A 22,320-nucleotide genomic window follows, 5' to 3' on the forward strand; every position below is an offset into this window, starting at 1 on the left:
CCGGCGACCCGAGGAGCACCCCCGCGTGACCAGCACGACCCCGATCGACCGACCGACCGCCCCCGCCGGCTGGCTCGCCTGGGCGGCCGCCCGCGACGCCGAGCTCGCCGACCCGCTCGGCTGGCTCAGCCTCACCGCCCTGCACTGGCTGACCGCGACGCCCGCGGCCTACGGCGACCTCCCGGGCCGGTGGTGGGCCGACGCGGACGGCATCCACGTCGACCCCGCCGGCGGCGCGCCGGACGGGCCGGGCGCAGCCGGTGCCGCCGAGGCCCTCACGCTCGACGGCGGCCCGCTCACCGCCCCGGCCGTCGTGTGGACCTCCGACGGCGGCGCCGCGGGCGACCTGCGCGCGGGCGCGCGCCGCCTCGAGCCGGTGGGCCGCGGGCCCCTGAACCACGGCGTCCGGGTCCGCGACCCGCACGCCCGGGCGCTGGCGGGGTTCGCCGGCATCCCGCGGTTCGACCACGACCCGGCGTGGGTGCTGACCGCGTCGTTCGAGCCGGCCGCCGCGGGGACGGTCGAGGAGACCGGCTCCGTCGCCGGCCGGGTGCGGCACCGCCGGGACGTCGCCGGGCACGTCCGGTTCACGCACGACGGCGCCGAGCACGTGCTGCAGGTGGCCGGGGGCGGGCAGCCGGCGATCTGGTTCCGGGACGCGAGCAACGGGCGGGAGACCGCGGCGTTCCGGGTGCTCGCCGTCGACCCGCGCCCGGACGGCACCGTGGTGCTCGACCTCAACCGCGCCGAGAACGCCCCGTGCGCGTTCAGCGACCACGGCACCTGCCCGCTGCCGCCCGCGGGCAACACGCTCCCGTTCCCCGTCCGGGCCGGCGAGCGACGCCCGGCGGGCCGCTAGGCGCGCCGACGACCCGGTCCGCCAGCAGCGGGCCGGGTCGTCGGTCGGCAGGTCAGGGCGTCAGGCGACCAGGTGCCGGTCGAGCCGGCGGCCACCGCGCACGACGGTGCCCGGCACGACGGTGCCCGGCTCCACCCGCGACTCGGCCTCCACGACCGCGCGGGGCTCCAGGCGGGCGTCGGCGCCGATCTCGGCGCGCACGCCCACCGAGGCGCCGGCGCCGACGGTCGCGCCGCGGGCCAGGTGCACGTGCGACCCGACGGTCGCCGCCACCTCCACGCGGGCTCCGGGCTCCACCCAGCAGTGCTGCCCGATCCGGGCGCGCGCCTCCACGCGGGCGCCCGGGTCCACCCAGGCCGAGTCCGCGACGTACGCCGTGTCGTCCACGACGGCCCCCTTGGCGACGAGCCCGCCGCCGTTGCCGTGACGCTGGTAGCGCACGACCGTGCCGTCCTGCATCTCGAGGTCTTCGTATCGCTTCTTCATCCTGCCCTCCCCAACGCCCGACGCCCCCGGCTTGTTCCCGGCGGCACGAACACGCGCGTGACCTCCGACGACGCTCCGGGACGTGCGCCTGCCACCCGCCCGACCTGCGTTTACCCCCGCATGCATGTTTGCTTCGGTCTGACTTCCCCCGTTTTTGTTGACTTTCCTGTGTGTCCTCCGCCACAGTGGGCACTGCCGGGCACCGAGGCCCGACGCGGCGCCTCCCCGGGCCGCACGCCGTAGGACAGGACATCGCCGTCGTGTACCCGCCCGAGCGCCACACGCTGATCCTCACGACCGCCCGCGCCGCGGGCCGGGTCGAGGTGCAGCAGCTCGCCGCCGACATGGACGTGACGCCGGAGACCGTGCGCCGCGACCTCACGGCGCTCGAGCGCATGGGCCTGGTGCGCCGCGTGCACGGCGGAGCGGTCCCGGTCGAGCGGCTCGGCTACGAGCCCGCCCTCGCCCAGCGCGAGCACGAGCTCGGCGCCGAGAAGGACCGGATCGCGAAGGCGGCCCTCGACGAGCTGCCCGAGGGCGGGTCCGTCATCCTCGACGCCGGCTCCACGACGGTGCGGCTGGCGGAGATGCTGCCCGCGGACCGGGAGCTGACCGTCGTCACGCACGCGCTGCCGGTCGCCACCGCGCTGGCCGCGCTCCCCCTCGTCACGCTGCACCTCGTCGGCGGCACCGTCCGGCCCCGCACGCTCGCGGCCGTCGGCTCCTGGGCCGAGCGGGCCCTCGCCGACGTCCGGGTCGACGTGGCGTTCCTCGGCACCAACGGGCTGAGCGTCGAGGCCGGGCTGTCCACGCCCGACCTCGCCGAGGCCACCGTGAAGCGCGCGCTCGTGGCCGCCGCGGCCCGCACCGTCGTGCTCGCGGACCACACCAAGGTCGGCCGCACCGAGCTCGCCGTGGTGGCGCCGCTCGGCCGGGTCGACGCCGTCGTCACCGACAGCGGCGTCGCCCCGGAGCTGGCCGACGAGATCGAGTCCGCCGGCCCGCGCGTCGTGCGGGCCTGAGCCACAAGGAGAGAGATGAAGGTCTTCCGCTTCTACGCCCCCGGCGACGTGCGCCTGGAGGAGGCGCCCGAGCCGACGCCCCAGGAGGGCGAGGTCAAGATCCGCGTGCGCGCGACGTCGATGTGCGGCACCGACGTGAAGATCTCGACCTCCGGCCACCTGCGCATCCGCCCGCCGCGCGTCATGGGGCACGAGATCGCCGGCGAGGTCGTGGAGGTCGGCGCCGGGGTCGAGGGCTGGGCTCCGGGCGACCGGGTCCAGGTCATCGCCGCGATCCCGTGCGGCGAGTGCGAGTTCTGCCGCGCCGGTGCCATGACCATCTGCCCGAACCAGGTGTCGATGGGGTACGACTTCGACGGCGGGTTCGCGCCGTACATGATCGTGCCGCGCGAGGTGCTGAAGGTCGACGGCCTCAACCGGATCCCCGAGAACGTCTCGTTCGCCGAGGCGAGCGTCGCGGAGCCGTTCGCCTGCGCGATCAACGCCCAGGAGATCATCGACGTGCACAAGGGCGACACCGTGGTCGTCGTCGGCTCCGGGCCGATCGGCTGCCTGCACGTCCGGCTCGCCCGGGCCCGCGGGGCCGAGAAGGTGATCCTGGTCGAGCTCAGCCGCGAACGCCTCGACCTCGCCGCCGCCGTCGTGCACCCGGACGTCGCGATCTGCGCCGCCGAGGTCGACCCGGTCGAGGCCGTCAAGGAGGCCACGGACGGCCGCGGGCCGTCGGTGGTCATCACCGCGGCCGCGTCGGGCGTGGCGCAGGAGCAGGCGCTGCAGATGCTCGCCCCGCAGGGCCGGCTCAGCCTGTTCGGCGGCCTGCCCAAGGACAGGCCGACGATCACCTTCGACTCCAACCTCGTGCACTACCGCGAGCTGGCGGTCTTCGGGGCGAACGGGTCCAGCCCCGAGCACAACCGCCAGGCGCTGGCGCACATCGCCGACGGGAGCGTCCCCGTCGCCGACCTCATCACCCACCGGCTGCCGCTGGACCAGGTCGCCGAGGGCATCGACGTCGTCCGTACGGGCGCGGGCATCAAGGTCACCATCGAGCCGTGACGACCCGCCGCGAGGCAGGCGTCACCCACCACGAAGGAGCAGGTCAATGAGGATCCTCTCCGCGCCGGGCCGCAGCGCCCGGCCGACCCCCCGCGACGGGGAGGTGTGAACCCCGTGTCCACCGCAGCCGCCACCACCGCCCCGACCCCGTCGCGGGGCAAGCAGGCCCAGGTCCGCGTCCAGCGGTTCGGGGCGTTCCTGAGCGCCATGATCATGCCGAACCTCCCGGCGTTCCTCGCCTGGGGCCTGATCACGTCGCTGTTCATCGCCGTCGGCTGGCTGCCGAACGGCATCCTCGGCGGGTTCGGCAACGCCGACGACCCGGGCAGCTGGCAGGGCGCCGCCACGCAGCTGGCGCTCGCCGACGACGGCACGACCTTCCAGCAGTACGTGGGCATGGTCGGTCCGATGGTGACCTACCTGCTGCCGATCCTGATCGCGAACGCCGGCGGCCGGATCGTCTACAAGGAGCGCGGCGGCGTCGTCGCCTCGATCGTGGCGGTCGGCATGATCACCGGCTCCACCGTGCCGATGTTCCTCGGCGCGATGATCGTGGGCCCGCTGTCCGCGTGGGTGCTGAAGAAGGTCGACGCGATCTGGGCCGGGAAGATCAAGCCCGGCTTCGAGATGCTCGTCGACATGTTCACCGCGGGCATCCTCGGCGCCGCGATGGCCGTCGGGGCGTTCTTCGGGTTCGCGCCGATCATCACCGGCGTGTCCGACGCGCTCGGCAACGTCGTGTCCTGGATGGCCGACAACCACCTCCTGCCGCTCATGGCCGTGGTGGTCGAGCCCGCGAAGGTGCTGTTCCTCAACAACGCCATCGGCAACGGCGTCCTGGTGCCGCTCGGCGCCCAGGAGGTCGTGGAGCAGGGCAAGTCGCTGCTGTTCCTGGTGGAGTCCAACCCCGGGCCCGGCCTGGGCATCCTGATGGCCTACACGTTCTTCGGCATCGGGGCGGCGCGGTCGTCGGCCCCGGGCGCGGCGGTCGTGCAGTTCATCGGCGGCATCCACGAGGTGTACTTCCCGTTCGTGCTGATGAAGCCGACGCTGATCATCGCGGCCATCCTCGGCGGCGCCACCGGCATCGCGACCAACGTGGTGTTCGGCAGCGGCCTGCGCGGCCCGGCGGCACCGGGGTCGATCATCGCGGTGTACGCCGCGACACCACGCGACTCGTTCGTCGGGGTGACGCTCTCGGTGGTGCTGGCCTTCGTGGTCACGTTCCTCGTGGCGGCGGTCATCCTGCGGGCCTCCCGGAAGCGGGACCTCGCGGCGGGCGGCGGCGACCTCGCCGCGGCGATCGCCCAGACCGAGGCCAACAAGGGCAAGTCGTCGACGGCGCTCGACGCCATGGCGGCGCGGCAGGGCGGCACGCTGCCGACCGAGGCGGGCGCCGCGGCCGACGGCACCCCGGTCGCGCCGGTGCGGTCGATCGTCTTCGCGTGCGACGCCGGCATGGGGTCGTCCGCGATGGGCGCGAGCATCCTGCGCGACAAGCTCAAGAAGGCGGGCCGCGGGGACATCACCGTGGTCAACAAGGCAGTCGCGAACCTGGAGGACGACGTCGACCTGGTCATCACCCAGCGCGAGCTGACCGACCGGGCCCGGAGGCACGCGCCCAGCGCGCGGCACGTGTCGGTCGACAACTTCCTGTCCAGCCCCGTGTACGACGACGTCGTGCGCGAGGCCCGGGCCGAGGCGGAGTCCGAGACGGCGGAGAGGAGCACGTCATGACGGAGCTGCTGAGCGCGGACCTCATCGTCCCCGCGGGGAGCGCCGAGTCCAAGGAGGAGGCCATCCGGGAGGCCGGGGCGCTGCTGGTCGGCTCCGGCGCGGTGGACCCCGGCTACGTGGACGCGATGCTCGAGCGCGAGCAGACCATCTCCACGTACATGGGCAGCTACCTCGCCATCCCGCACGGCACCAACGAGGCGAAGGGCGCGATCCACCGGTCCGCGGTCTGCCTGGTGCGGTACGAGGAGCCGGTGGACTGGGACGGCAACCCCGTGCGGGTGGTCGTGGGCATCGCGGGCGTCGGCGACGAGCACCTGTCGCTGCTGTCCCGGATCGCCCTGGTGTTCAGCGACGGCGAGCGCGTGCAGCGCGTGCTCGACGCCACCACCCGCGAGCAGCTGACGGCCGTCCTCGCGGAGGTCGAGCCGGCCTGACCGCCGAGCCCAGCGCGCCCGGGGCACCCTGCCCGCCCCGGGCGCGCTGTCGCGCACCGACCGCGCGACGCCGCGCCGAGCGAGCAACCGACACGTCGAGCGAGCAGTCCGCGGGTACTCGCTCGACGTGTCGGTTGCTCCGTCGGCGGGCGGGCAGCCGCAGCCGACGCCGGGCGGCGGGCGCTGTCGGGGGCGTGTGGCACGATCGGGCGCGTGCCCGCCGTCCCGTCCCCCGCGCCGTCCGCGGGCGGGGCCGGCGAGCCCGCCGGCGACTGGCGCGCGGTGCTCGACGGGCTGCTCGCCTGGGGCGAGGCCGCCCCCGCCCCGCGCTCCCGCCGCGCCGCGCTCCAGGTCGAGCTGCGCGAGCTCACCCCCCGCACCCGCGAGCGCTGGAACGGCCCGGTGTCCCGCACCGCGGTCGCCCGCCGCCCCGGCGAGGCGCAGGACCCCGGCACCGCCGGCTACCGCCTCGGCGTCCGCCCGGTGACCCGCACCGACCGCGGCTGGACCCGCGGCAGCGTCACCTGGGCGAACATCCCGCACCTGCGCGCCCGGCTGGACCTCGACGCCGAGCAGCACCGCTGGTTCTGCCAGGTCGGCGCCCTGCACCGCGCCGCCGAGCCGCCCGTCCCCGGGCAAGACGCGGCGTGGGTGTACCTCGACGAGTTCGTGAACCCCGTCCTGTGGGACCTGCTCGACCAGGCGCGGGACCTCGGCATCCCGCTCGTGGGCTCCGGCGCGGGCGCCGAGGTGCGCCGTGGGGGCGCGGCCCGGCTGGGCCTGGACGTCGCCCGCGGCCCCGGTGGCCTGCGGGTCGCGGCGCACCTCACCGTCGACGGCGAGCCGTTCCCGGTCGAGCACGCGCACGCGATCGGCGACCACGGCGTGTACGTCGTCGACCCGGCCCACCCGCGCCGCGTGCTGCTGGCCCCGGCCGCCGAGCCGCTCGGCCCGCAGCAGCTCGCCCTGCTCGGCGACGCCGCGGGCGGCCGCACCGTCGCGGACGCCCTGCGCGCGGGCGTCGTGGTGCCGGAGGACCAGGCCGGTCCGTTCCTGCGCGAGCAGCTGCCCGCCCTGCGGGCCGGCCTCGACGTCGCGAGCGCGGACGGCTCGGTCGTCGTCCCGCCCCCGGCCCCGCCGACGCTCGTGCTCACGGTCCGGCACCTGCCCGGGCGGGTCGTCGACCTGGCGTGGCGGTGGGACGGGCACGCCCGCTCGGGCCCGGCGCCGGACCCCCGGTCTCTCGTGCCGGACGACCTCGTGCCCGGCGGCTGGCCGGACGCCGGCCGCCACAGCCCCGACGGCCCCGACCCCGCCGACGGGCGGCCGCCGCTCCCCCCGCCCGCGACCCTCCGCGACGCCGACGCCGCCGACTACGTCACCGCGGCGCTCCCCCGCGTCGCCACCCTCCCCGGCGTCCGCGTCGACACGGTCGGCACGGCCCCCGACTACCGGGTCCTGCACGACGCCCCGGTGCTCACCGTCACCGCGCAGCCCAGCGAGCGGACCGACTGGTTCGACCTCGGCGTCTCGGTCACGATCGACGGCCGCACGGTGCCGTTCGGCCCCCTGTTCGCGGCGCTGGCGAAGGGCCGCCGGCGGCTGCGCCTGGTCGACCACACCTACCTGTCCCTGGACCACCCCGCGCTCGAGCCGCTGGCCGCCCTCGTCGCGGAGGCGCGCGAGCTCGCCGAGTGGGAGACCGGCCTGCGGGTCAGCCGGCACCAGACCAGCCTGTGGGCCGACCTCGCGGAGCTCGCGGACGAGGCCGAGCCGCCGGACGCCTGGCGCGGGCTGCTCGCCGAGGCCGCCGGTGACGCGCCCGAGCCCGTACCTGCCCCCGCCGGGCTGCGCGCGGAGCTGCGGCCGTACCAGGCCGAGGGCTTCGCCTGGCTGGCGTTCCTGTGGCGGCACCGGCTCGGCGGGATCCTGGCCGACGACATGGGCCTGGGCAAGACGCTGCAGACCCTGGCGCTGCTCCAGCACGTGGTCGAGCAGCGCGGCCCCCACGACGACGCGCGCCCGTTCCTCGTCGTCGCCCCGACCTCGGTCACCCCGAACTGGGTGGCGGAGGCCGCCCGGTTCACGCCCGGGCTGACGGTGCGGCGCGTCGAGGCGACCCAGGCGACGGGACCGGCGCCGCTCGCCGAGGTCGCGGCCGGCGCCGACGTCGTCGTCACCTCCTACGCCCTGCTCCGGCTGGACGCCGAGGCGTACCGCGCCGTCGGCTGGGCCGGGCTGGTGCTGGACGAGGCGCAGCAGGTCAAGAACCCCGCGTCCCGGGTGCACCGCGCGGCGAAGGACCTGGGCGCGCCGTTCGCCGTCGCCCTCACCGGCACGCCCGTCGAGAACTCGCTCACCGAGCTGCACGCCCTGCTCGACCTCGTGGCACCCGGGCTGCTGCCGCCCGCCGCGACGTTCGCGCTGCAGTACGTCCGCCCGATCGAGGACGCGCACGCCGGCATCGCGACCGGGCCGGGCGCGGGCGACCTGCCCGAGTCCGCGGCGCGGCTGCGCGCCGGCCGGCTCGAGCGGCTGCGCCGGCGGATCCGCCCGTTCCTGCTGCGTCGCACCAAGGACCTGGTGGCCGCCGACCTCCCGGAGAAGCAGGAGCAGACCCTCACGGTCGCCCTGGACCCCGCGCACCGGGACGTCTACGACCGGTACCTGCAGCGCGAGCGGCAGAAGGTGCTCGGCCTCATCGACGACCTGGACCGGCAGCGGTTCATCGTCTACCGGTCGCTGACCCTGCTGCGGATGCTCGCGCTGGACGCCTCGCTGATCGACCCGGCGCTGGCGGGCACCCCGTCCGCCAAGCTCGACGCGCTGCTGGAGCAGCTGGACGACGTCGTCGCCGAGGGGCACCGCGCGCTGGTGTTCAGCCAGTTCACGTCCTACCTGTCGCGCGCGGCGGACCGCCTCGACGCCGCCGGCGTGCCGTACGTGTACCTGGACGGGTCCACGACCCGGCGCGGCGAGGTGGTCGACGAGTTCCGCACCGGCGACGCGCCCGTGTTCCTGCTCAGCCTCAAGGCGGGCGGCACCGGGCTCAACCTGACCGAGGCCGACTACGTCTTCCTGCTCGACCCGTGGTGGAACCCGGCTGCCGAGCAGCAGGCGGTCGACCGCGCGCACCGCATCGGGCAGGACCGGCCGGTGATGGTCTACCGGCTGATCGCCGAGGACACGATCGAGGAGAAGGTCGTCGCGCTGCAGGCCCGCAAGGCCGCGCTCGTCGACTCGGTCCTGGACGACGGCGACCTGTTCTCGACGGCGCTGACCGCCGACGACCTGCGCGACCTCCTGGGCTGATCAGGCCGACGAGGGCGTCCGGCCGCCGCCGTCCGCGGCCACCAGCCCGAGGTAGTGCGCGAGCGCGTGGTCGACCTGTGCCATCGCATCGCGACCCAGGTAGTCGACCGGGTCGGCCGAGAGGTAGTCGACGTCGACCGTCCGGATCTGGTCGACGAGCACCCGGGTGGCGCGGCCGAGCACCTCGACCTCGGGTCGGGACAGGGCCGGCTGCGCGGCGGTCGACGTGGGCGCCACCGTGGCGACCGACCAGCTCAGGTCCGTCGGCGACAGGATCACGGCGTACCGGCGCCCGCCCTGCTCGTGCCCGCGCGGTGCGCCCAGGTCGACGCGGTGCACCGCCCCCCGGATCACCAGGCGTCCGGCTCGTCGGCGAGGACCTCGTCCCGCAGCCGGTCGGCGTCCCGGCGCATCTGCTCCAGCCAGCGCTCGTGGTCGAGGAGGCGCAGAGCGCGCCGGATGGTGTCCGTCGTGCTCTCACCCGCCGCGGCCGCGGCAGCGAGGATCCGCTCGTCCTCGGGACTCGGCCGGAATCCGATCGTGCGGGTCGCCATGCCCGACAGCCTACGCGGGTGTTGCACAGGTGTTCAACACGTTCCCCGCGCCGGGTCGCGGGCCCTGTGGTGGAGTGACCCCGTGCTCCACCGATCCGACGACCCCTGGCACGTCCGGCAGTCCCGCCTGGACCTGCACCACCCCGCGGCCGCCGCCTCCGTGCTGACGCTGTCGAACGGCTACCTCGGCGTGCGCGCCGTGCCCGAGCGCCCCGGCCACGGCCTGGGACCCGGCACCCTGCTCGCGACCGTCTACGAGGAGGTGCCGCACACCTACGCCGAGCGGGCGTACGCGTACCCCGCCGTCGACGAGGTGCTCGTGCCCGTCGTCGACGCCTGGGCGCTCGGCTGGTCCGTCGACGGCGACCCGCTCGACGCGGCTCCGGCCGACGCCACCCCCGCCCCCGCGTCCCACGACGACCGCGTTCTCGACCTCCGCCGCGGCGTCCTCGACCGCGAGCAGCGGCGGACCGCCCCGTCGACCGGCGCCGCGGTCGCGCTCAGCACGCGCCGGCTGGTGTCGCTGACCCGCCGCGGCGTCGTCGCGACGCGGTGGCGGGTGCGCGCCGAGGCCGACGTGACGCTGACCGCCCACCCCGTCCCGGGCTGCGACCACGCGGGCGCACCGCCCGCCCACGAGCCCGGCGTCCGCACGCTGACCTGCCGCCACGACCCGGAGGGCTCCGCGGTGCACCAGCGGGCGGAGCGGTCCGGCCGGGAGGTCGTGGTGCGCACCGCGCACGAGGTCACCCCGGACGAGGGGGTCGACGTCCGCTGGTCGACCGACGACCCGCACGGCGCCGTGCTCACGGTCGAGCTGCGCGCGGGGCAGGCCGTCGAGGTCGTCGTGATCGCCGCGTACGCGGGCGGGACGGACGCCGAGGCGCTGCACACGCAGGCCGACGCCGAGCTGCGCGCCGCGCGCGCGGCCGGCTGGTCCGGGCTGCGGCACGAGCAGGAGACCGAGCTCGCGGGCGTCTGGGCGCGCGGCGACGTGCTGGTCGAGGGCGACGACGAGCTGCAGCAGGCGGTCCGGTACGCGCTGCTCCAGGTCGTGCAGGCCTCCGCCCAGGCGGACGGCGCCGGGATCCGCGCGAAGGGCCTCGCCGGGACGGGCTACCACGGGCACACGTTCTGGGACTCGGAGTGCTTCGTGCTCCCGGTCCTCGACCACGTCCTGCCCCGCGCGGCGGCCGACCACCTGCGCTGGCGGCACGCCACCCTGCCGCAGGCCCGCGCCCGGGCCGTCGAGCTCGGACTCCCGGGCGTGACCTTCCCGTGGCGGACGATCAGCGGGCGGGAGTGCTCCGGGTACTGGCCCGCCGGCACCGCGGCCTTCCACGTGAACGCGGGCGTCGGCATCGCCGCGGCCCGGCACGTCGCCGCGACCGGCGACGCCGTGTTCGACCGGGACGTCGCCGTCGACCTGCTCGTGCCCACCGCGCGGCTGTGGGCGGGCCGCGGCCACCACACGCCCGAGGGGTTCCGGATCGACGGGGTCACCGGCCCCGACGAGTACACCGCGGTCGTCGACAACAACACGTACACGAACCTCGTGGCACGGGAGAACCTGCGGGCCGCCGCGGACGCCTGCGAGCGGCACCCCGACGTCGCCGCGCGCCTCGGGGTCACCGCCACCGAGCGCGCCGAGTGGCGCCGGGCCGCCGACCGCATGATGGTGCCGTACTCGGAGGAGCTGGGCGTCACCGAGCAGCACGAGGGCTTCACGCGGCACGCGCCGTGGGACTTCACCGCGCCGGAGAACACCCGGTACCCGCTGCAGGAGCACCACCCGTTCGTCGAGATCTACCGCCGCCAGGTCACCAAGCAGGCGGACCTGGTCCTCGCGCTGCACGTGGCCGCCGACGACATCCCCGTCGAGCAGAAGCGGCGCGACTTCGCCTACTACGAGGCGATCACGGTCCGGGACTCGTCGCTGTCCGCGCCGGCCCAGGCGGTCGTCGCGGCGGAGGTCGGCCACCCCGACCTCGCGTACGCGTACGCCCGGGAGTGCGCGCTCATCGACCTGTCCGACCTGCGCGCGTCGAGCGCGGAGGGCCTGCACGTCGCGGCGCTGGCGGGCGCCTGGACGGCGCTGGTCGTCGGGCTCGGCGGGCTGCGGCAGGTCGGCGACGCCGTGCACCTGACGCCGCGGCTCCCCCGCCGGCTCACCCGGGTCGCGTTCACCGTGCTCCAGGCCGGGGCCCGGGTCGAGGTCGACGTGCGGCAGGACCTCGTCGCCTACCGGCTGCTCTCCGGCGAGGAGGCGCGCCTGACCCACCACGGCGACCCGGTGCACCTGACGACGGCGACCCCGGAGCAGGAGCGCCCGCAGCCCCCCGTCGAGCACCACCCGAGCCCGCCGCAGCCGCCGCACCGGCATCCGGTGTTCGACGAGACCTGACCGTCGAGGTCGCCGGTTCCGCCCACGGGCCCGGCGTGTCGCGCCGCGTGTCGGGACGCAACCGCCGACCTCGGCACCCGATGCGCCCGACGCGCCCGCTCAGCGCAGGTACGCCGCCGCGGCCGCCCGGACCGCCTCGCCCGTGCGCTCGAGCGCCGCGGTCCGCACGGTCCACTGCTGCCAGTGCAGCGTGACGTCGACGTGCCGGCCGGGGTCGAGGTCGACCAGCGTCCCGTCCGCCTCCCCCGCGCGGGCGTCCGCGTCGGGCAGCATCCCCCACCCGAGGCCGAGCCGGACCGCGAGCGTGAAGTCCGCCGACGCGGGCACGTGGTGCCGCGGGGGCAGCGCCGGATCCGCGCCGCGCCCGCGCAGGTACCGGTCCTGCAGGTCGTCCTTCCGGTCGAACACGACCAGCGGGGCGGCGGCGAGCGCGGCCGGCGTCGGACCGTCCGGCAGCAGCGCGGCGGCCCGGTGCGCCGCGACCATCGGCCGGTACCGGAGCACCCCGAGCCGGTGCGACGTGCAGCCCTGCACCGGCCGCGCGGCCGTCGTGATCGCCGCGACCACCGCGCCCTCGCGGAGCAGGTCGGCGGAGTGGTCCTGGTCCTCGCGGTGCAGGTCGAAGACGATCTCGTCCGCGAGCGGGGCCAGCGCCGGCAGCACCCAGGTGCCGAGCGAGTCCGAGTTGACCGCGATGGGCAGCACCGGCCGCCCCGACGTCGCCCCGGCGGTCACCGCCGCGTGGGCCTCGTCCGCCAGCGCGACCACCTGGCGCGCGAGCCGGAGGTACACCTCGCCGGCCGCGGTCACGCCGGCGGGCCGCGCGCGCCGCACGAGCACCTGCCCGACCGCGGTCTCGAGCGCCCGGATGCGCTGGCTCACCGCGGACTGCGTGAGGTGCAGCGCGACCGCGGCGTTCTCGAACGACCCCTCGTCGACGACGGCGAGCAGGGCGCGGAGCTGCGGGAGGTCGACCTCGGCCATGCGGGGACCCTACCGAGCGCGGGGCACCCCTGGTGACCGTCGCGGCACCTCCTCTTCATAAGCAACGGTGATGCGTCATCGCCAGCAGTCGTTGGACTGATGTCGGCCGTCGGCCCTAACGTCGGCGCGTGCCCGCCTCCCTCGCCGCCGCCCTGACCGGGCTCGCCTTCGGCCTGTCGCTCATCGTCGCCATCGGCGCGCAGAACGCCTTCGTGCTGCGCACCGGCCTGCGCCGCACCCACGTGCTGCCCGTCGTCGCCGTGTGCGCGCTGTCGGACGCCGCGCTGATCGCGGCCGGGGTCGGCGGGCTCGGGACGCTGGTCGACCGGCACCCGGTGGTGCTGACCGTGGCGCGGCTGGCCGGCGCGGCGTTCCTGCTCGGCTACGCCGTCGTCGCGGCGCGCCGGGCCCTGCGGCCGGGCGCCGCGCTGACCGCCGAGGACGGCGACGCCGCCGCGCCGGCCCGGGCGTGGCCCGTCGTCGCGACCTGCCTCGCGCTCACGTGGCTGAACCCGCACGTGTACCTGGACACGGTCGTGCTGCTCGGCTCGGTGGCCGGGACGCACGGCGCGGACCGGTGGTGGTTCGGCGGCGGGGCGGTGCTCGGCAGCCTGCTGTGGTTCGCGGGGCTCGGGTACGGGGCGCGGCTGCTGCGGCCGCTGTTCGCGCGGCCCGGGGCGTGGCGCGTGCTCGACGGGGTGATCGCGCTGGTGATGCTGGCGATCGCGGCGAGCCTGCTGCTGGGGCTGTGAGGCGCGCGGCCCGCGCTCAGGCCCCGACGGTCGCCGCGGCCCGGCGCCGGCGCACGAGCGCCGTCACGCCGTAGATGCCCACCACGACCGCGACCAGGCCCGCCGTCGACAGCAGCTGCCCCCGCGCCGACCCGTCCGCGAGCATCAGCACCACGAGCCCGGCCAGCGCGGCGAGCGTCGCCCAGGTCAGCCACGGGTAGCCCCACATCCGCAGCGGCAGCCGCTCGCCCCGGTCACGGGCCTCCGCCTCGAGCCGCGGCCGCAGCCGCAGCTGCGCCACCGCGACCAGCACCCAGACGACCAGCAGCGCCGCGCCGACCGCGTTGAGCAGGATGCCGAGCAGCGTGTCCGGCAGCGCCCAGTTCAGCGCGACCGCCACCACGCCGAACGCCACCGACACCAGCACCGCGACCCAGGGCACGTCGCGCCCGGACACCCGGCGCAGCACCGCGGGCCCGTCGCCGCGCCCGGCGAGCGAGTACGCCATGCGGGACGTCGCGTACACGTTCGCGTTGAACGCCGACAGCAGCGCGATGACGACCACCGCCTCCATCAGCCGCGCGGCGCCGGGCAGCCCGGCCACGTCGAGGACCGCGACGAACGGCCCCTCCTGGAGCACGGGTGCGTCCCACGGCAGGACCAGCACCATGATCGCGACCGAGCCCACGTAGAACAGCAGGATCCGCCACACGATGGTCCGGGTCGCGCGGCCGACCGCGCGCTGCGGGTCACGCGCCTCGGCGGCGGCGATCGTGACGATCTCGATGCCGCCGAACGCGAACACCACGACCAGCAGCCCCGCCGCCACCCCGCCCACGCCCTCCGGCGCGAAGCCGCCGTGGCCGAGCAGGTTCGTGGTGCCGACCGGGTCGGTGCCGGGCAGCAGGCCCAGCACGAGCAGCACGCCGAGCACCAGGAACACCACGATCGCCGCGACCTTGATCAGCGCGAACCAGAACTCGAGCTCGCCGAACTTGCGGACCCCCGCGAGGTTGGCGCCCGCGAACACGGCGACCACGACGAGCGCGACCACCCACTGCGGCACGCCCGGCAGCCAGCCGGTGACGATCCGGGAGACGCCCGTGACCTCGGCACCGAGCACCATGATCAGCGTGAACCAGTAGACCCAGCCGAGCGTGAACCCGGCCCACCGGCCGAGCGCGCGCTCCGCGTACACGGAGAACGAGCCGCTGGCAGGGAGGGCGGTGGCCATCTCCGCCAGCATCCGCATGACGAGGACGACCAGCACCCCGGCGATCGCGTAGGACACCAGCACCGCCGGGCCGGCCGTGGCGATGCCGACGCCGCTGCCGAGGAACAGGCCGGCGCCGATCGCGGAGCCCAGCCCCATCATCGTGAGGTGCCGGGTGCGCAGCCCGTGGCCGAGGTGGCCGCCGGCGGGCTGCTCGGGGCCCGCCGGCGCGGCGGCGGGGGCGACGGTGGACGGGGCGGGCGTGGCGCGGGGCATGCGACTTCCTGGTGCGGGGGGGCGGCCGCGGTGGTCGCGGCCGCCGACCACCGTAGCGGCCCCGCGCGGGCCCTACTTCCCGGGGCGCTCCCGCGAGCGCCGCCACCGGCCGAGCCGCTCGTCGAACCGCCGGTCGACCCGCCGGTCGACCTGCCGGGAGAGCTGGCGGGACACCTGCTCGTCGATCTGGGCGCGCAGCTGCCGGCGTTCAGCGCGGAGGAACGCGGTGTGCTCGGCGTGCAGGGACCGGGACGTCGAGACGACCATGCCGATCATCACGACGCTGAACGGCAGCGCGATGAGGATCGCGGCCGTCTGGAGCGCGGTCAGCCCGCCGGCGAGCAGCAGCGCGATCGCGAGCACGCCGCCCAGCGCCGCCCAGACGACGCGGAGCGGGGTCCGGGGGTGCGGGTCGCCGCCGGCCGCGAGCATCGAGACGACGAGGGCGCCCGAGTCCGCGGACGTGATGAAGAACAGCGCGACCAGGATGATCGCGCCGATCGACAGCACCGCGCCGCCCGGCAGCCCGGCGAGCAGGTCGAACAGCGCGTTCTCCGGGACGACCTCGCCGTCCGGGCCGACCAGGCCGCCCTGCCCGAACAGCTCCCGGTGCAGCGCGGACCCGCCGAGCACCGAGAACCACAGGAAGCAGACGATGGTCGGGACGAGCAGCACGCCGCCGACGAACTGCCGGACGGTCCGGCCACGGGAGATCCGGGCGATGAACACGCCCACGAACGGGGACCAGGAGATCCACCAGCCCCAGTAGAACGTCGTCCAGGACGCCTGCCACGCCTCGCCCTCGGCCCCGGCGTACGCCGAGACGTTGAACATCAGCGGGACCACCTGCGCGAGGTACGTCCCGATCGACTGCACGAACTCGCGCAGCAGGAACAGCGTCGGGCCGAGCACCAGCACGAGCACGAGCAGCACGCCCGCCATCGAGACGTTGATGTTCGACAGCCACTTGAGCCCCTTGTCGAGGCCCGACACCACCGACAGCGTGGCGACCGCGGTGATCACGACGATGAGGACGACCTGGAGCGTCGTCGAGCTCGTCGCGATCCCCGTGTGCTCGAGGCCGGCGGTGATCTGCAGCACGCCGAGGCCGAGCGAGGTCGCGACCCCGAACACGGTGCCCACGACGGCGGTGACGTCGACCGCGTCGCCGAGCCGGCCGCGCACCCGGTCGCCCAGCAGCGGCTCCAGCGCCCAGCGGATCGACACCGGGCGGCCCTTGCGGTGCACCGTGTACGCGATCGACAGGCCGACGACCACGTAGATCGCCCAGGCGCTCAGGCCCCAGTGCAGGTAGGTCTGGGACATCGCCTGCTGCGCGAGCTGCTCGGGCGTCCCGGTCACCCCGGGCTTCGGGTCGGCGTAGTGGCTCAGCGGCTCGGCGACGCCCCAGAACACCAGGCCGATGCCCATGCCGGTCGCGAACAGCATCGCGAACCAGGAGCCGAGCGGGTACTCGGGCTCGTCGTCGTCCTTGCCGAGGGTGATGTCGCCCCACCGGCCGACACCCAGCCAGATGGCGAACGCCACGAACCCGGCGACCAGCGCCACGTAGTACCAGCCGAAGGCGCTGACCACGTTCGTCTGCACCGAGCCGATCACGTCGTTCGCCGTGTCCGGGAACAGGATCGTGAAGCCGGAGACCGCCGCCACGACGGCGACGGACCCCCAGAACACGGCGCGGGACGTGCCCCACGGGCCGCGGCCGCTCCCGGGTCGGGGCGCCCGCGCGTCGGGCTCGGTCTCGGTCGTCGATGTCGCCACGGGGTTCCTCTTCGGTCGGCGGCAGGGCGGCGACCACCCTAGCCAGGGCGGCCACCACCCACCACAGGATCGACCCGCCCCTCGCGCGGCGCGCGCCGAGGTCCGCTCGCCGTGCGCGTCCGGGTGCCCGGACCTAGCGTGACCGCCATGACCGAGCAGACCCCGGACCCCAGCACCGACGCCGCCAAGGACCCCGCGGACTGGGTCACCGGCGACGAGCCGATGACCGGCCCGCAGGACTCCTACCTGCACACCCTCGCCCGGGAGGCCGGCGAGGAGGTCCCGGAGGACCTGACCAAGGCCCAGGCGTCCGAGATGATCGACCGGCTCCAGGGCGAGACCGGGCGCGGCGCGAGCTGACCCCGCGCCGGCTCAGTCGTCCTCGGGCTCGCGCAGCACCGGCCACGCCCCGTCCGACGTGTTCGCGATCACGGTGACCGTGACCCCCGTCGCCGGGTCGTGCCGGGTGCGCGCGGAGACGCCCGCGTCGTAGCCCTCCAGCACCAGGTCGTCGGAGTCGAGGCCGAGCCAGAACCCGCGCCCGTAGCGCATGCCCTCGTCCTCGACGACGTGCCGCGGCTCCGTGAGCCGGGCCACGGTGGCCGGGGGCACGATGCGGCCGGCGGTCAGCGCGCGCCAGAACGCGGCCAGGTCCGCCGCCGTGGTGGCGAGCCCGCCGTCGCCGCTCCCCCGGACCGGCAGGTGCAGCACGTTGGTGCGCGGACCGTCCTCGTCGAGGTAGCCGAGCGCGAGGTCCGCCGCGGGCTCGTCCGACCGCGGGAAGCCGGTGCGGGTCATCCCGGCCGGGCCGAGGACGCGCTCGGCGACGAGGTCCGCGAACGGCGCGCCCGCGACCCGCTGCGCGACGAGCGCCAGCAGCACGTACCCGGAGTTGTTGTACGCGAACTCCGCGCCCGGCTCGGACACCTGGGCGTGCGGCGCGAGCATCGGCAGGTAGGCCTCGGTGTCGTCCAGCACGTGCGGCGGCAGCGTCAGCACGTAGTCGGTGATCGCGCCGTCGCCGTTCTCGTCCAGGTAGTCGCCGATCCCGGACGTGTGGCCCAGCAGGTGGTCGACGGTCACCCGGTCGTCGACGAGCGGCAGGTCCGCGCCGAGCACCGGGCGCACCGGGTCGTCCCAGCCGAGCCGGCCCTCCTCGACCAGCGAGGCGATCGTCAGGGCGGTGAAGCCCTTCGCGACGCTCGCGACGCCGAACCGGTGGTCGGGCGTGGGGGGCACCCGGCGGGCGCGGTCCGCCCAGCCGTACGCCCGGGCGAACAGCACCTCCTCGGCGCGGGAGACGTGCACGACGCCGCTGAGGGCCGAGGCCTCGGCGCGGGCGTGCAGGGCGGGTCCGAGGTCCTCGGGGGCGGTCGTCGGGCTGCGGTGCTCGGCGGTCGTCATGCGGCGACGCTACGGGGCCCCTCGTCGGCCGGCCAGCAGATTTCCGCCGCGGGGCCGCCCGCCGTCACCACCCCCAGGACGAGTCCGGGTGCTGCTCCGGGCAGGTGTCGGCGCCGTCCGGCAGCTTCTCGAAGTGCCACACCTCGTTGGCGTAGGTCTGGCACAGCCCGAAGTCGACCCCGTGCTGCGCGAGCCAGTACGCCCCCTCGGTCGGGCCGACGTCGACCGCCAGACCCTGCACGTGCGCGGACGACTCCGGCGGCAGCACCCAGCGGTACGCCTCCGGGACGCCGTGCGTCGCGACGGCGTCGTCGACGAGGCGCTGCTGCTCCTCCGGCGTGCGCCTCCCCGAGGTGACGCGCAGCTCGACGCCCTCGGCGTCGGCGGCCGCGCGGGCGTCCCGGAACCGCGCGGCGAGGTCGGCGTCGACGCCGTCGAGGCCGTCCGCGAGCGGCGGGGCGTCGGGCCCCGGGCCGTCCCCGGGTGCGCCTGTCGGGTCCTGCGACGCGGGGTCGGCCGTCGAGACCGGCACCGCGGGCAGTGCACGGGATCCGTCGCCGGGCCCGCCGGCGGCCGAGCAGCCCGCGAGGGCGAGGGCCGCGACCGCCACCGTCCCCGCGAGGACGGCCGGCCGGCGCGCGGTGCGCGGTCGGGGACGCGGGTGGTCGTGCCGGGCGCGGTCGTGTCGGGGCATGCACCGACCCTCGCCCGCGGGACGGTCCGCGCGCGTCGCCCCGGGGGCCGACCGCGCCCGCGCGCCCGTCCGACCCCGGTCGGACGGCCGCCTGGTCCCCTCGTCCGACCCGGCACCGACCGCCGCGCCCACGTTCTCCGGCGCGACCCACGCCGACCGGCGGTGGCGGGGCCGGAAGGCGTGGGGTCCCGTCAGCGCCGCACGCGCGTCGCCCAGAACGCCACCGCGCCCGCCGCCGCCACGTTCAGCGAGTCCACGCCCCCGGCCATCGGGATCCGCACCGTGAGGTCGGCCGCCGCGATCGTCGCCGGCTTCAGACCGTCGCCCTCCGCGCCGAGCACCAGAGCCAGCCGCTCCGGCGGGTCCGCCTCGAGCGCGTCCAGGCTCACCGAGTCGTCGGACAGCGCCAGCGCCGCCGTCACGAAACCGGCCTCGCGCAGCACGTCGATCCCGCCCGGCCACGGGTCCACCCGGGTCCACGGCACCTGGAACACCGTGCCCATCGAGACCCGGACCGACCGCCGGTACAGGGGGTCGGCGCAGCGCGGCGTCACCAGCACCGCGTCCACTCCGATGGCCGCCGCGGAGCGGAACGCCGCGCCGACGTTCGTGTGGTCGACGACGTCCTCCAGCACGGCGACCCGGCGCGCCCCGGCGATGACCTCCGCGACCGGCGGCAGCGGCGGGCGGTGCATCGCGGCGAGCGCCCCGCGGTGCACGTGGAAGCCGGTGATGGCCTCCAGCACCGCGGGGTCCGCGACGTACACGCGCACGGGCTCGCCGTCGGGGTCGCGCGCCTCCAGCATCGCCGTGAGATCCGGCAGCCAGCGCGGCGACACCAGCACCGACCGCGGCCGGTGCCCCGCCGCCAGCGCGCGACCGAGCACGGTCGAGCTCTCCGCGATGTACAGGCCCTTCTCGGGCTCGTGCCGCGACCGGAGCGCGACGTCGGTGAGCGCGACGTAGTCGGCGAGCCGCTCGTCGTCGGGTTCGGTCAGGTGGACGATGTCGAGCGCGGGCACGCCCGCCATCATCCCACCGGGGTCAGGCCAGGAACTCCAGCGCGGCGGCGACGAGCAGCCGGCGGCCCGCGGCGATCGTCGGCTCGTCGAGCGGGGCGAACTGGGCGGTGTGGTTCCCGGGCACGGCCGCGGAGAAGCCCGAGACGTAACCGTCGGGGAACAGCGCGGGGTCCATGCCGCCCCAGAACCAGAACGCGTACGGCACCGGGTCGCCCTCGTACCGGCCCTTCGGCAGGCCGTACTCGGAGAAGTCCTCGGAGCCCATCAGCGGCTCGGCGGTCCGCACGGCACCCTCGGGCATGACGGCCCGCTGGGCGGCCATGACGCGGTCCACGACCTCGGCGGTGTTCACCGTGGCCGGCGGGTTCTCCCGCATCGTGATCGTCGGCGGCTCGGGGCAGCCCGCGGCCTGCGCCTCGGCGCCGACGATGCGCTCGACCGCCGCGACGGCCCGCGCCATCGAGGCGTCCGACCGCGCGCGCAGGTTGACCGTGAACGTCGCGGTGTCCGGGATGATGTTCGACTTCGTGCCGGCGTGGAACGTGCCGACCGTGACGACCAGCGGGTCCTCGGGGGACGTCTCGCGCGCGGCGATCGTCTGCAGCCGGGTGATCGCGTACGCCGCGGTGAGGATCGGATCGACCGTGACGAACGGGCGGGAGCCGTGGCCGCCGCGGCCGTGGATCGTCACGTCGAGGGTCGCCGCGGCCGCCATGAGCAGCCCGCGGGAGTGGTTCGCCACCCCGGCCGGCAGCGGCCCGACGTGCTGGCCGAGCGCCACGTCCGGCTTGGGGAACCGCGTGAACAGGCCGTCCGCGAGCATCGCGCTCGCCCCGGTCGCGGTCTCCTCGGCGGGCTGGCCGACCACGAGCAGCGTGCCGGACCACGCGTCGCGCGCGCCGGCGAGCGCGTCCACCGCGGCCGCGAGCGCCGTCACGTGCATGTCGTGGCCGCAGGCGTGCATCGTGGCGACGGTCTCCCCCGCGGGGTTCACGTCGGTGTGCCGGCTCTGGTACTCCAGGCCGGTCTCCTCCAGGACGGGCAGGCCGTCCATGTCGGCGCGGAGCATCACGACCGGCCCGTCGCCGTTGCGCAGCACGCCGACCACGCCCGTCCCGCCGACGCCCTCCGTGACCTCGAGGCCGGACGCGCGCAGCTCGGCCGCGAGCGCCGCGGCGGTGCGGTGCTCCCGCCCGGACAGCTCGGGGTGCGCGTGCAGGTCGCGGTACAGGTCGCGCCAGTGCGCGTCGCGGGTGCCCGCGGTGTCGAGCACCCGGGCGGCGCGGGTCGGGTCGGTGGTCGGGGCGGTGTCCAGGGCCATGCGGCGGGTCCCTCCGGGGTGGGTCGGCGTTCCTCGCCGCACGCTACCCCGCGCGGGTGAGCCGGGCGGGGCGTCGGTGTGCCCGGCCGCGGGACGGACCCGCCCCCACCTGCGCCGCGGCACGGCACCCCTTGCCGCGCCCACCCCCCGGGGGCCACGATCGGCCACATGCGGTACGGGGTCCTGGGGCCTGTGGAGCTCGTGACCGCGGAGGGGGCAGAGCCAGTCCGCGGCTCCCGTCAGCGCGCCCTGCTGGCGGTGCTGCTGGCGCACCGGGGCGCGCTGGTCCCCCGGGAGCGCCTGATCGCCGCGCTGTGGCCGACGGGCCCCCCGCCCAGCGCCGAGCACACGCTGCACAGCCACGCGTCGCGGATCCGCGCGTTGGTCGGCGCCGACCTGCGCGCGGTCCCGGGCGGCTACCGGCTCGACCCGCAGGACCTCGACGCCGACCGGTTCGACCGCGCCGTGCGCGCCGTGACCCGGGGCGCCGCCGCCCGCGGCTGGCCGGACGCCGGCCGCGCGGCGACCGGGCCCGCCGCCGAGGTGCTCGCCGAGGCCCTCGCCCTGTGGCGCGGGCCGGCGTTCGGCACCGAGGCCGACCTGCCGGAGGTGCAGGCCGAGGCCGAGCGCCTCGAGACCGCGCGCCGCAGCGCGCACGAGGCGCTGGCCCGCGGGCTGATCGGCACGGACCCGGAGCGCGCCGCGGAGGCGGCCGAGCGGGCGCTCGACGGCGACCCGTACCGCGAGGGGGCGTGGGCGCTGCTGGTGCGGGCCCGCACGGCCGAGGGCCGCCCGGGCGAGGCCGTGCTGGCGTACCTGCGGGCGGCCGCGGCGCTCGACGAGATCGGGCTGCTGCCCTCGCACGACCTCCGGACCGCGCACGCGGCGGCGCTCGCGGCGGGCCGGCCCGTGGCGGCCGCCGGCGCCCACCGCGGGTCGTCGCGTGCCGAGGGCGGGGCGCTGCGGGTCGAGCAGGCGGCGGGCGGGCGCACCGACGGCCGGGCGGGCTCCGGGCGGGCCGGCCGTCCC

The 22,320-nt window shown here is 76.3% G+C and carries 20 protein-coding genes; 10 read left to right on the forward strand and 10 right to left on the reverse strand.

The features are described from left to right. Nucleotides 1–25: 25 nt before the first annotated feature. Nucleotides 26–859: a DUF1684 domain-containing protein gene (locus tag KVT14_RS09385; protein ID WP_217615418.1), complete on the forward strand. Its 834-nt coding sequence runs from the start codon at nt 26–28 to the stop codon at nt 857–859. Nucleotides 860–919: 60 nt separating this feature from the next. Here KVT14_RS09385 and KVT14_RS09390 read toward each other — a convergent pair whose 3' ends face one another. Continuing rightward, a complete protein-coding gene (locus tag KVT14_RS09390; protein ID WP_217615419.1) occupies nt 920–1,345 on the reverse strand; it encodes a transferase in 426 nt (141 codons plus the stop codon). Nucleotides 1,346–1,605: 260 nt separating this feature from the next. On the opposite strand from KVT14_RS09390, the gene KVT14_RS09395 reads away from it, so the two are divergent. The 5 genes from KVT14_RS09395 (at nt 1,606) to KVT14_RS23440 (ending at nt 8,906) form a co-directional block, all read left to right on the forward strand. After that, nucleotides 1,606–2,367 carry a DeoR/GlpR family DNA-binding transcription regulator gene (locus tag KVT14_RS09395; protein ID WP_147797233.1) on the forward strand — a complete coding sequence of 254 codons (762 nt, stop codon included), beginning with the start codon at nt 1,606–1,608 and terminating at the stop codon, nt 2,365–2,367. A gap of 15 nt (nt 2,368–2,382) precedes the next feature. Further along, on the forward strand, nt 2,383–3,423 hold the full coding sequence (locus tag KVT14_RS09400; protein WP_217615420.1) for a zinc-dependent dehydrogenase: 1,041 nt from the start codon (nt 2,383–2,385) through the stop codon (nt 3,421–3,423). Between the two features lie 207 nt (nt 3,424–3,630). After that, the gene (locus KVT14_RS09405) at nt 3,631–5,160 is read left to right on the forward strand and encodes a PTS mannitol transporter subunit IICB (protein ID WP_217615438.1); all 1,530 of its coding nucleotides are present in this window, start codon (nt 3,631–3,633) and stop codon (nt 5,158–5,160) included. Then, complete coding sequence (locus KVT14_RS09410; protein WP_217615421.1) at nt 5,157–5,594, forward strand: PTS sugar transporter subunit IIA; 438 nt, start codon at nt 5,157–5,159, stop codon at nt 5,592–5,594. The genes KVT14_RS09405 and KVT14_RS09410 overlap by 4 nt, the downstream gene beginning before the upstream one ends. 213 nt (nt 5,595–5,807) lie before the next feature. Further along, entirely contained in the window at nt 5,808–8,906 is a 3,099-nt protein-coding gene (locus KVT14_RS23440; protein WP_217615422.1) for a DEAD/DEAH box helicase, read from the forward strand. On the opposite strand, the gene KVT14_RS09420 is transcribed toward KVT14_RS23440, so the two are convergent. Both KVT14_RS09420 and KVT14_RS09425 read right to left on the reverse strand, forming a co-directional pair. Beyond that, nucleotides 8,907–9,260 (reverse strand): type II toxin-antitoxin system PemK/MazF family toxin, encoded by a 354-nt coding sequence (locus tag KVT14_RS09420; RefSeq protein WP_308160991.1) that lies wholly within the window; start codon nt 9,258–9,260, stop codon nt 8,907–8,909. Next, nucleotides 9,257–9,460, reverse strand: a complete 204-nt coding sequence (locus KVT14_RS09425) for a hypothetical protein (protein WP_217615423.1) — start codon at nt 9,458–9,460, stop codon at nt 9,257–9,259. The genes KVT14_RS09420 and KVT14_RS09425 overlap by 4 nt, the downstream gene beginning before the upstream one ends. A gap of 82 nt (nt 9,461–9,542) precedes the next feature. On the opposite strand from KVT14_RS09425, the gene KVT14_RS09430 reads away from it, so the two are divergent. Beyond that, the gene (locus KVT14_RS09430; RefSeq protein WP_217615424.1) at nt 9,543–11,864 is read left to right on the forward strand and encodes a glycoside hydrolase family 65 protein; all 2,322 of its coding nucleotides are present in this window, start codon (nt 9,543–9,545) and stop codon (nt 11,862–11,864) included. A 99-nt stretch (nt 11,865–11,963) separates the two neighbouring features. Here the strand turns inward: KVT14_RS09430 and KVT14_RS09435 are convergent, their stop codons facing one another. Further along, complete coding sequence (locus KVT14_RS09435) at nt 11,964–12,848, reverse strand: ArgP/LysG family DNA-binding transcriptional regulator (RefSeq protein ID WP_217615425.1); 885 nt, start codon at nt 12,846–12,848, stop codon at nt 11,964–11,966. 128 nt (nt 12,849–12,976) lie between these two features. On the opposite strand from KVT14_RS09435, the gene KVT14_RS09440 reads away from it, so the two are divergent. Further along, a complete protein-coding gene (locus KVT14_RS09440; RefSeq protein WP_217615426.1) occupies nt 12,977–13,600 on the forward strand; it encodes a LysE/ArgO family amino acid transporter in 624 nt (207 codons plus the stop codon). 16 nt (nt 13,601–13,616) lie between these two features. Here KVT14_RS09440 and KVT14_RS09445 read toward each other — a convergent pair whose 3' ends face one another. Both KVT14_RS09445 and KVT14_RS09450 read right to left on the reverse strand, forming a co-directional pair. Next, a complete protein-coding gene (locus KVT14_RS09445) occupies nt 13,617–15,068 on the reverse strand; it encodes an amino acid permease (protein ID WP_217615427.1) in 1,452 nt (483 codons plus the stop codon). Nucleotides 15,069–15,140: 72 nt separating this feature from the next. Next, entirely contained in the window at nt 15,141–16,850 is a 1,710-nt protein-coding gene (locus tag KVT14_RS09450; RefSeq protein ID WP_217615428.1) for a BCCT family transporter, read from the reverse strand. A gap of 147 nt (nt 16,851–16,997) precedes the next feature. Here KVT14_RS09450 and KVT14_RS09455 point away from each other — a divergent pair, with 147 nt between their 5' ends. Then, nucleotides 16,998–17,210 (forward strand): DUF3072 domain-containing protein, encoded by a 213-nt coding sequence (locus KVT14_RS09455; protein ID WP_217615429.1) that lies wholly within the window; start codon nt 16,998–17,000, stop codon nt 17,208–17,210. A gap of 12 nt (nt 17,211–17,222) precedes the next feature. Here KVT14_RS09455 and KVT14_RS09460 read toward each other — a convergent pair whose 3' ends face one another. The 4 genes from KVT14_RS09460 to KVT14_RS09475 form a co-directional block, all read right to left on the reverse strand. Further along, a complete protein-coding gene (locus KVT14_RS09460) occupies nt 17,223–18,254 on the reverse strand; it encodes a serine hydrolase (protein ID WP_217615430.1) in 1,032 nt (343 codons plus the stop codon). A gap of 64 nt (nt 18,255–18,318) precedes the next feature. Continuing rightward, nucleotides 18,319–18,948 carry a M15 family metallopeptidase gene (locus tag KVT14_RS09465; protein ID WP_217615431.1) on the reverse strand — a complete coding sequence of 210 codons (630 nt, stop codon included), beginning with the start codon at nt 18,946–18,948 and terminating at the stop codon, nt 18,319–18,321. Between the two features lie 191 nt (nt 18,949–19,139). Next, nucleotides 19,140–19,979: an RNA methyltransferase gene (locus tag KVT14_RS09470; protein WP_217615432.1), complete on the reverse strand. Its 840-nt coding sequence runs from the start codon at nt 19,977–19,979 to the stop codon at nt 19,140–19,142. Between the two features lie 13 nt (nt 19,980–19,992). Next, the gene (locus tag KVT14_RS09475) at nt 19,993–21,291 is read right to left on the reverse strand and encodes an amidohydrolase (protein WP_217615433.1); all 1,299 of its coding nucleotides are present in this window, start codon (nt 21,289–21,291) and stop codon (nt 19,993–19,995) included. Between the two features lie 168 nt (nt 21,292–21,459). Between KVT14_RS09475 and KVT14_RS09480 the strand changes: the two genes are divergently transcribed. After that, a partial coding sequence (locus KVT14_RS09480; RefSeq protein WP_217615434.1) for a BTAD domain-containing putative transcriptional regulator occupies nt 21,460–22,320 on the forward strand: 861 nt, incomplete at its 3' end.

The sequence above is a fragment of the Cellulomonas sp. GbtcB1 genome, assembly GCF_019091725.1.
Taxonomy (GTDB): domain Bacteria; phylum Actinomycetota; class Actinomycetes; order Actinomycetales; family Cellulomonadaceae; genus Cellulomonas.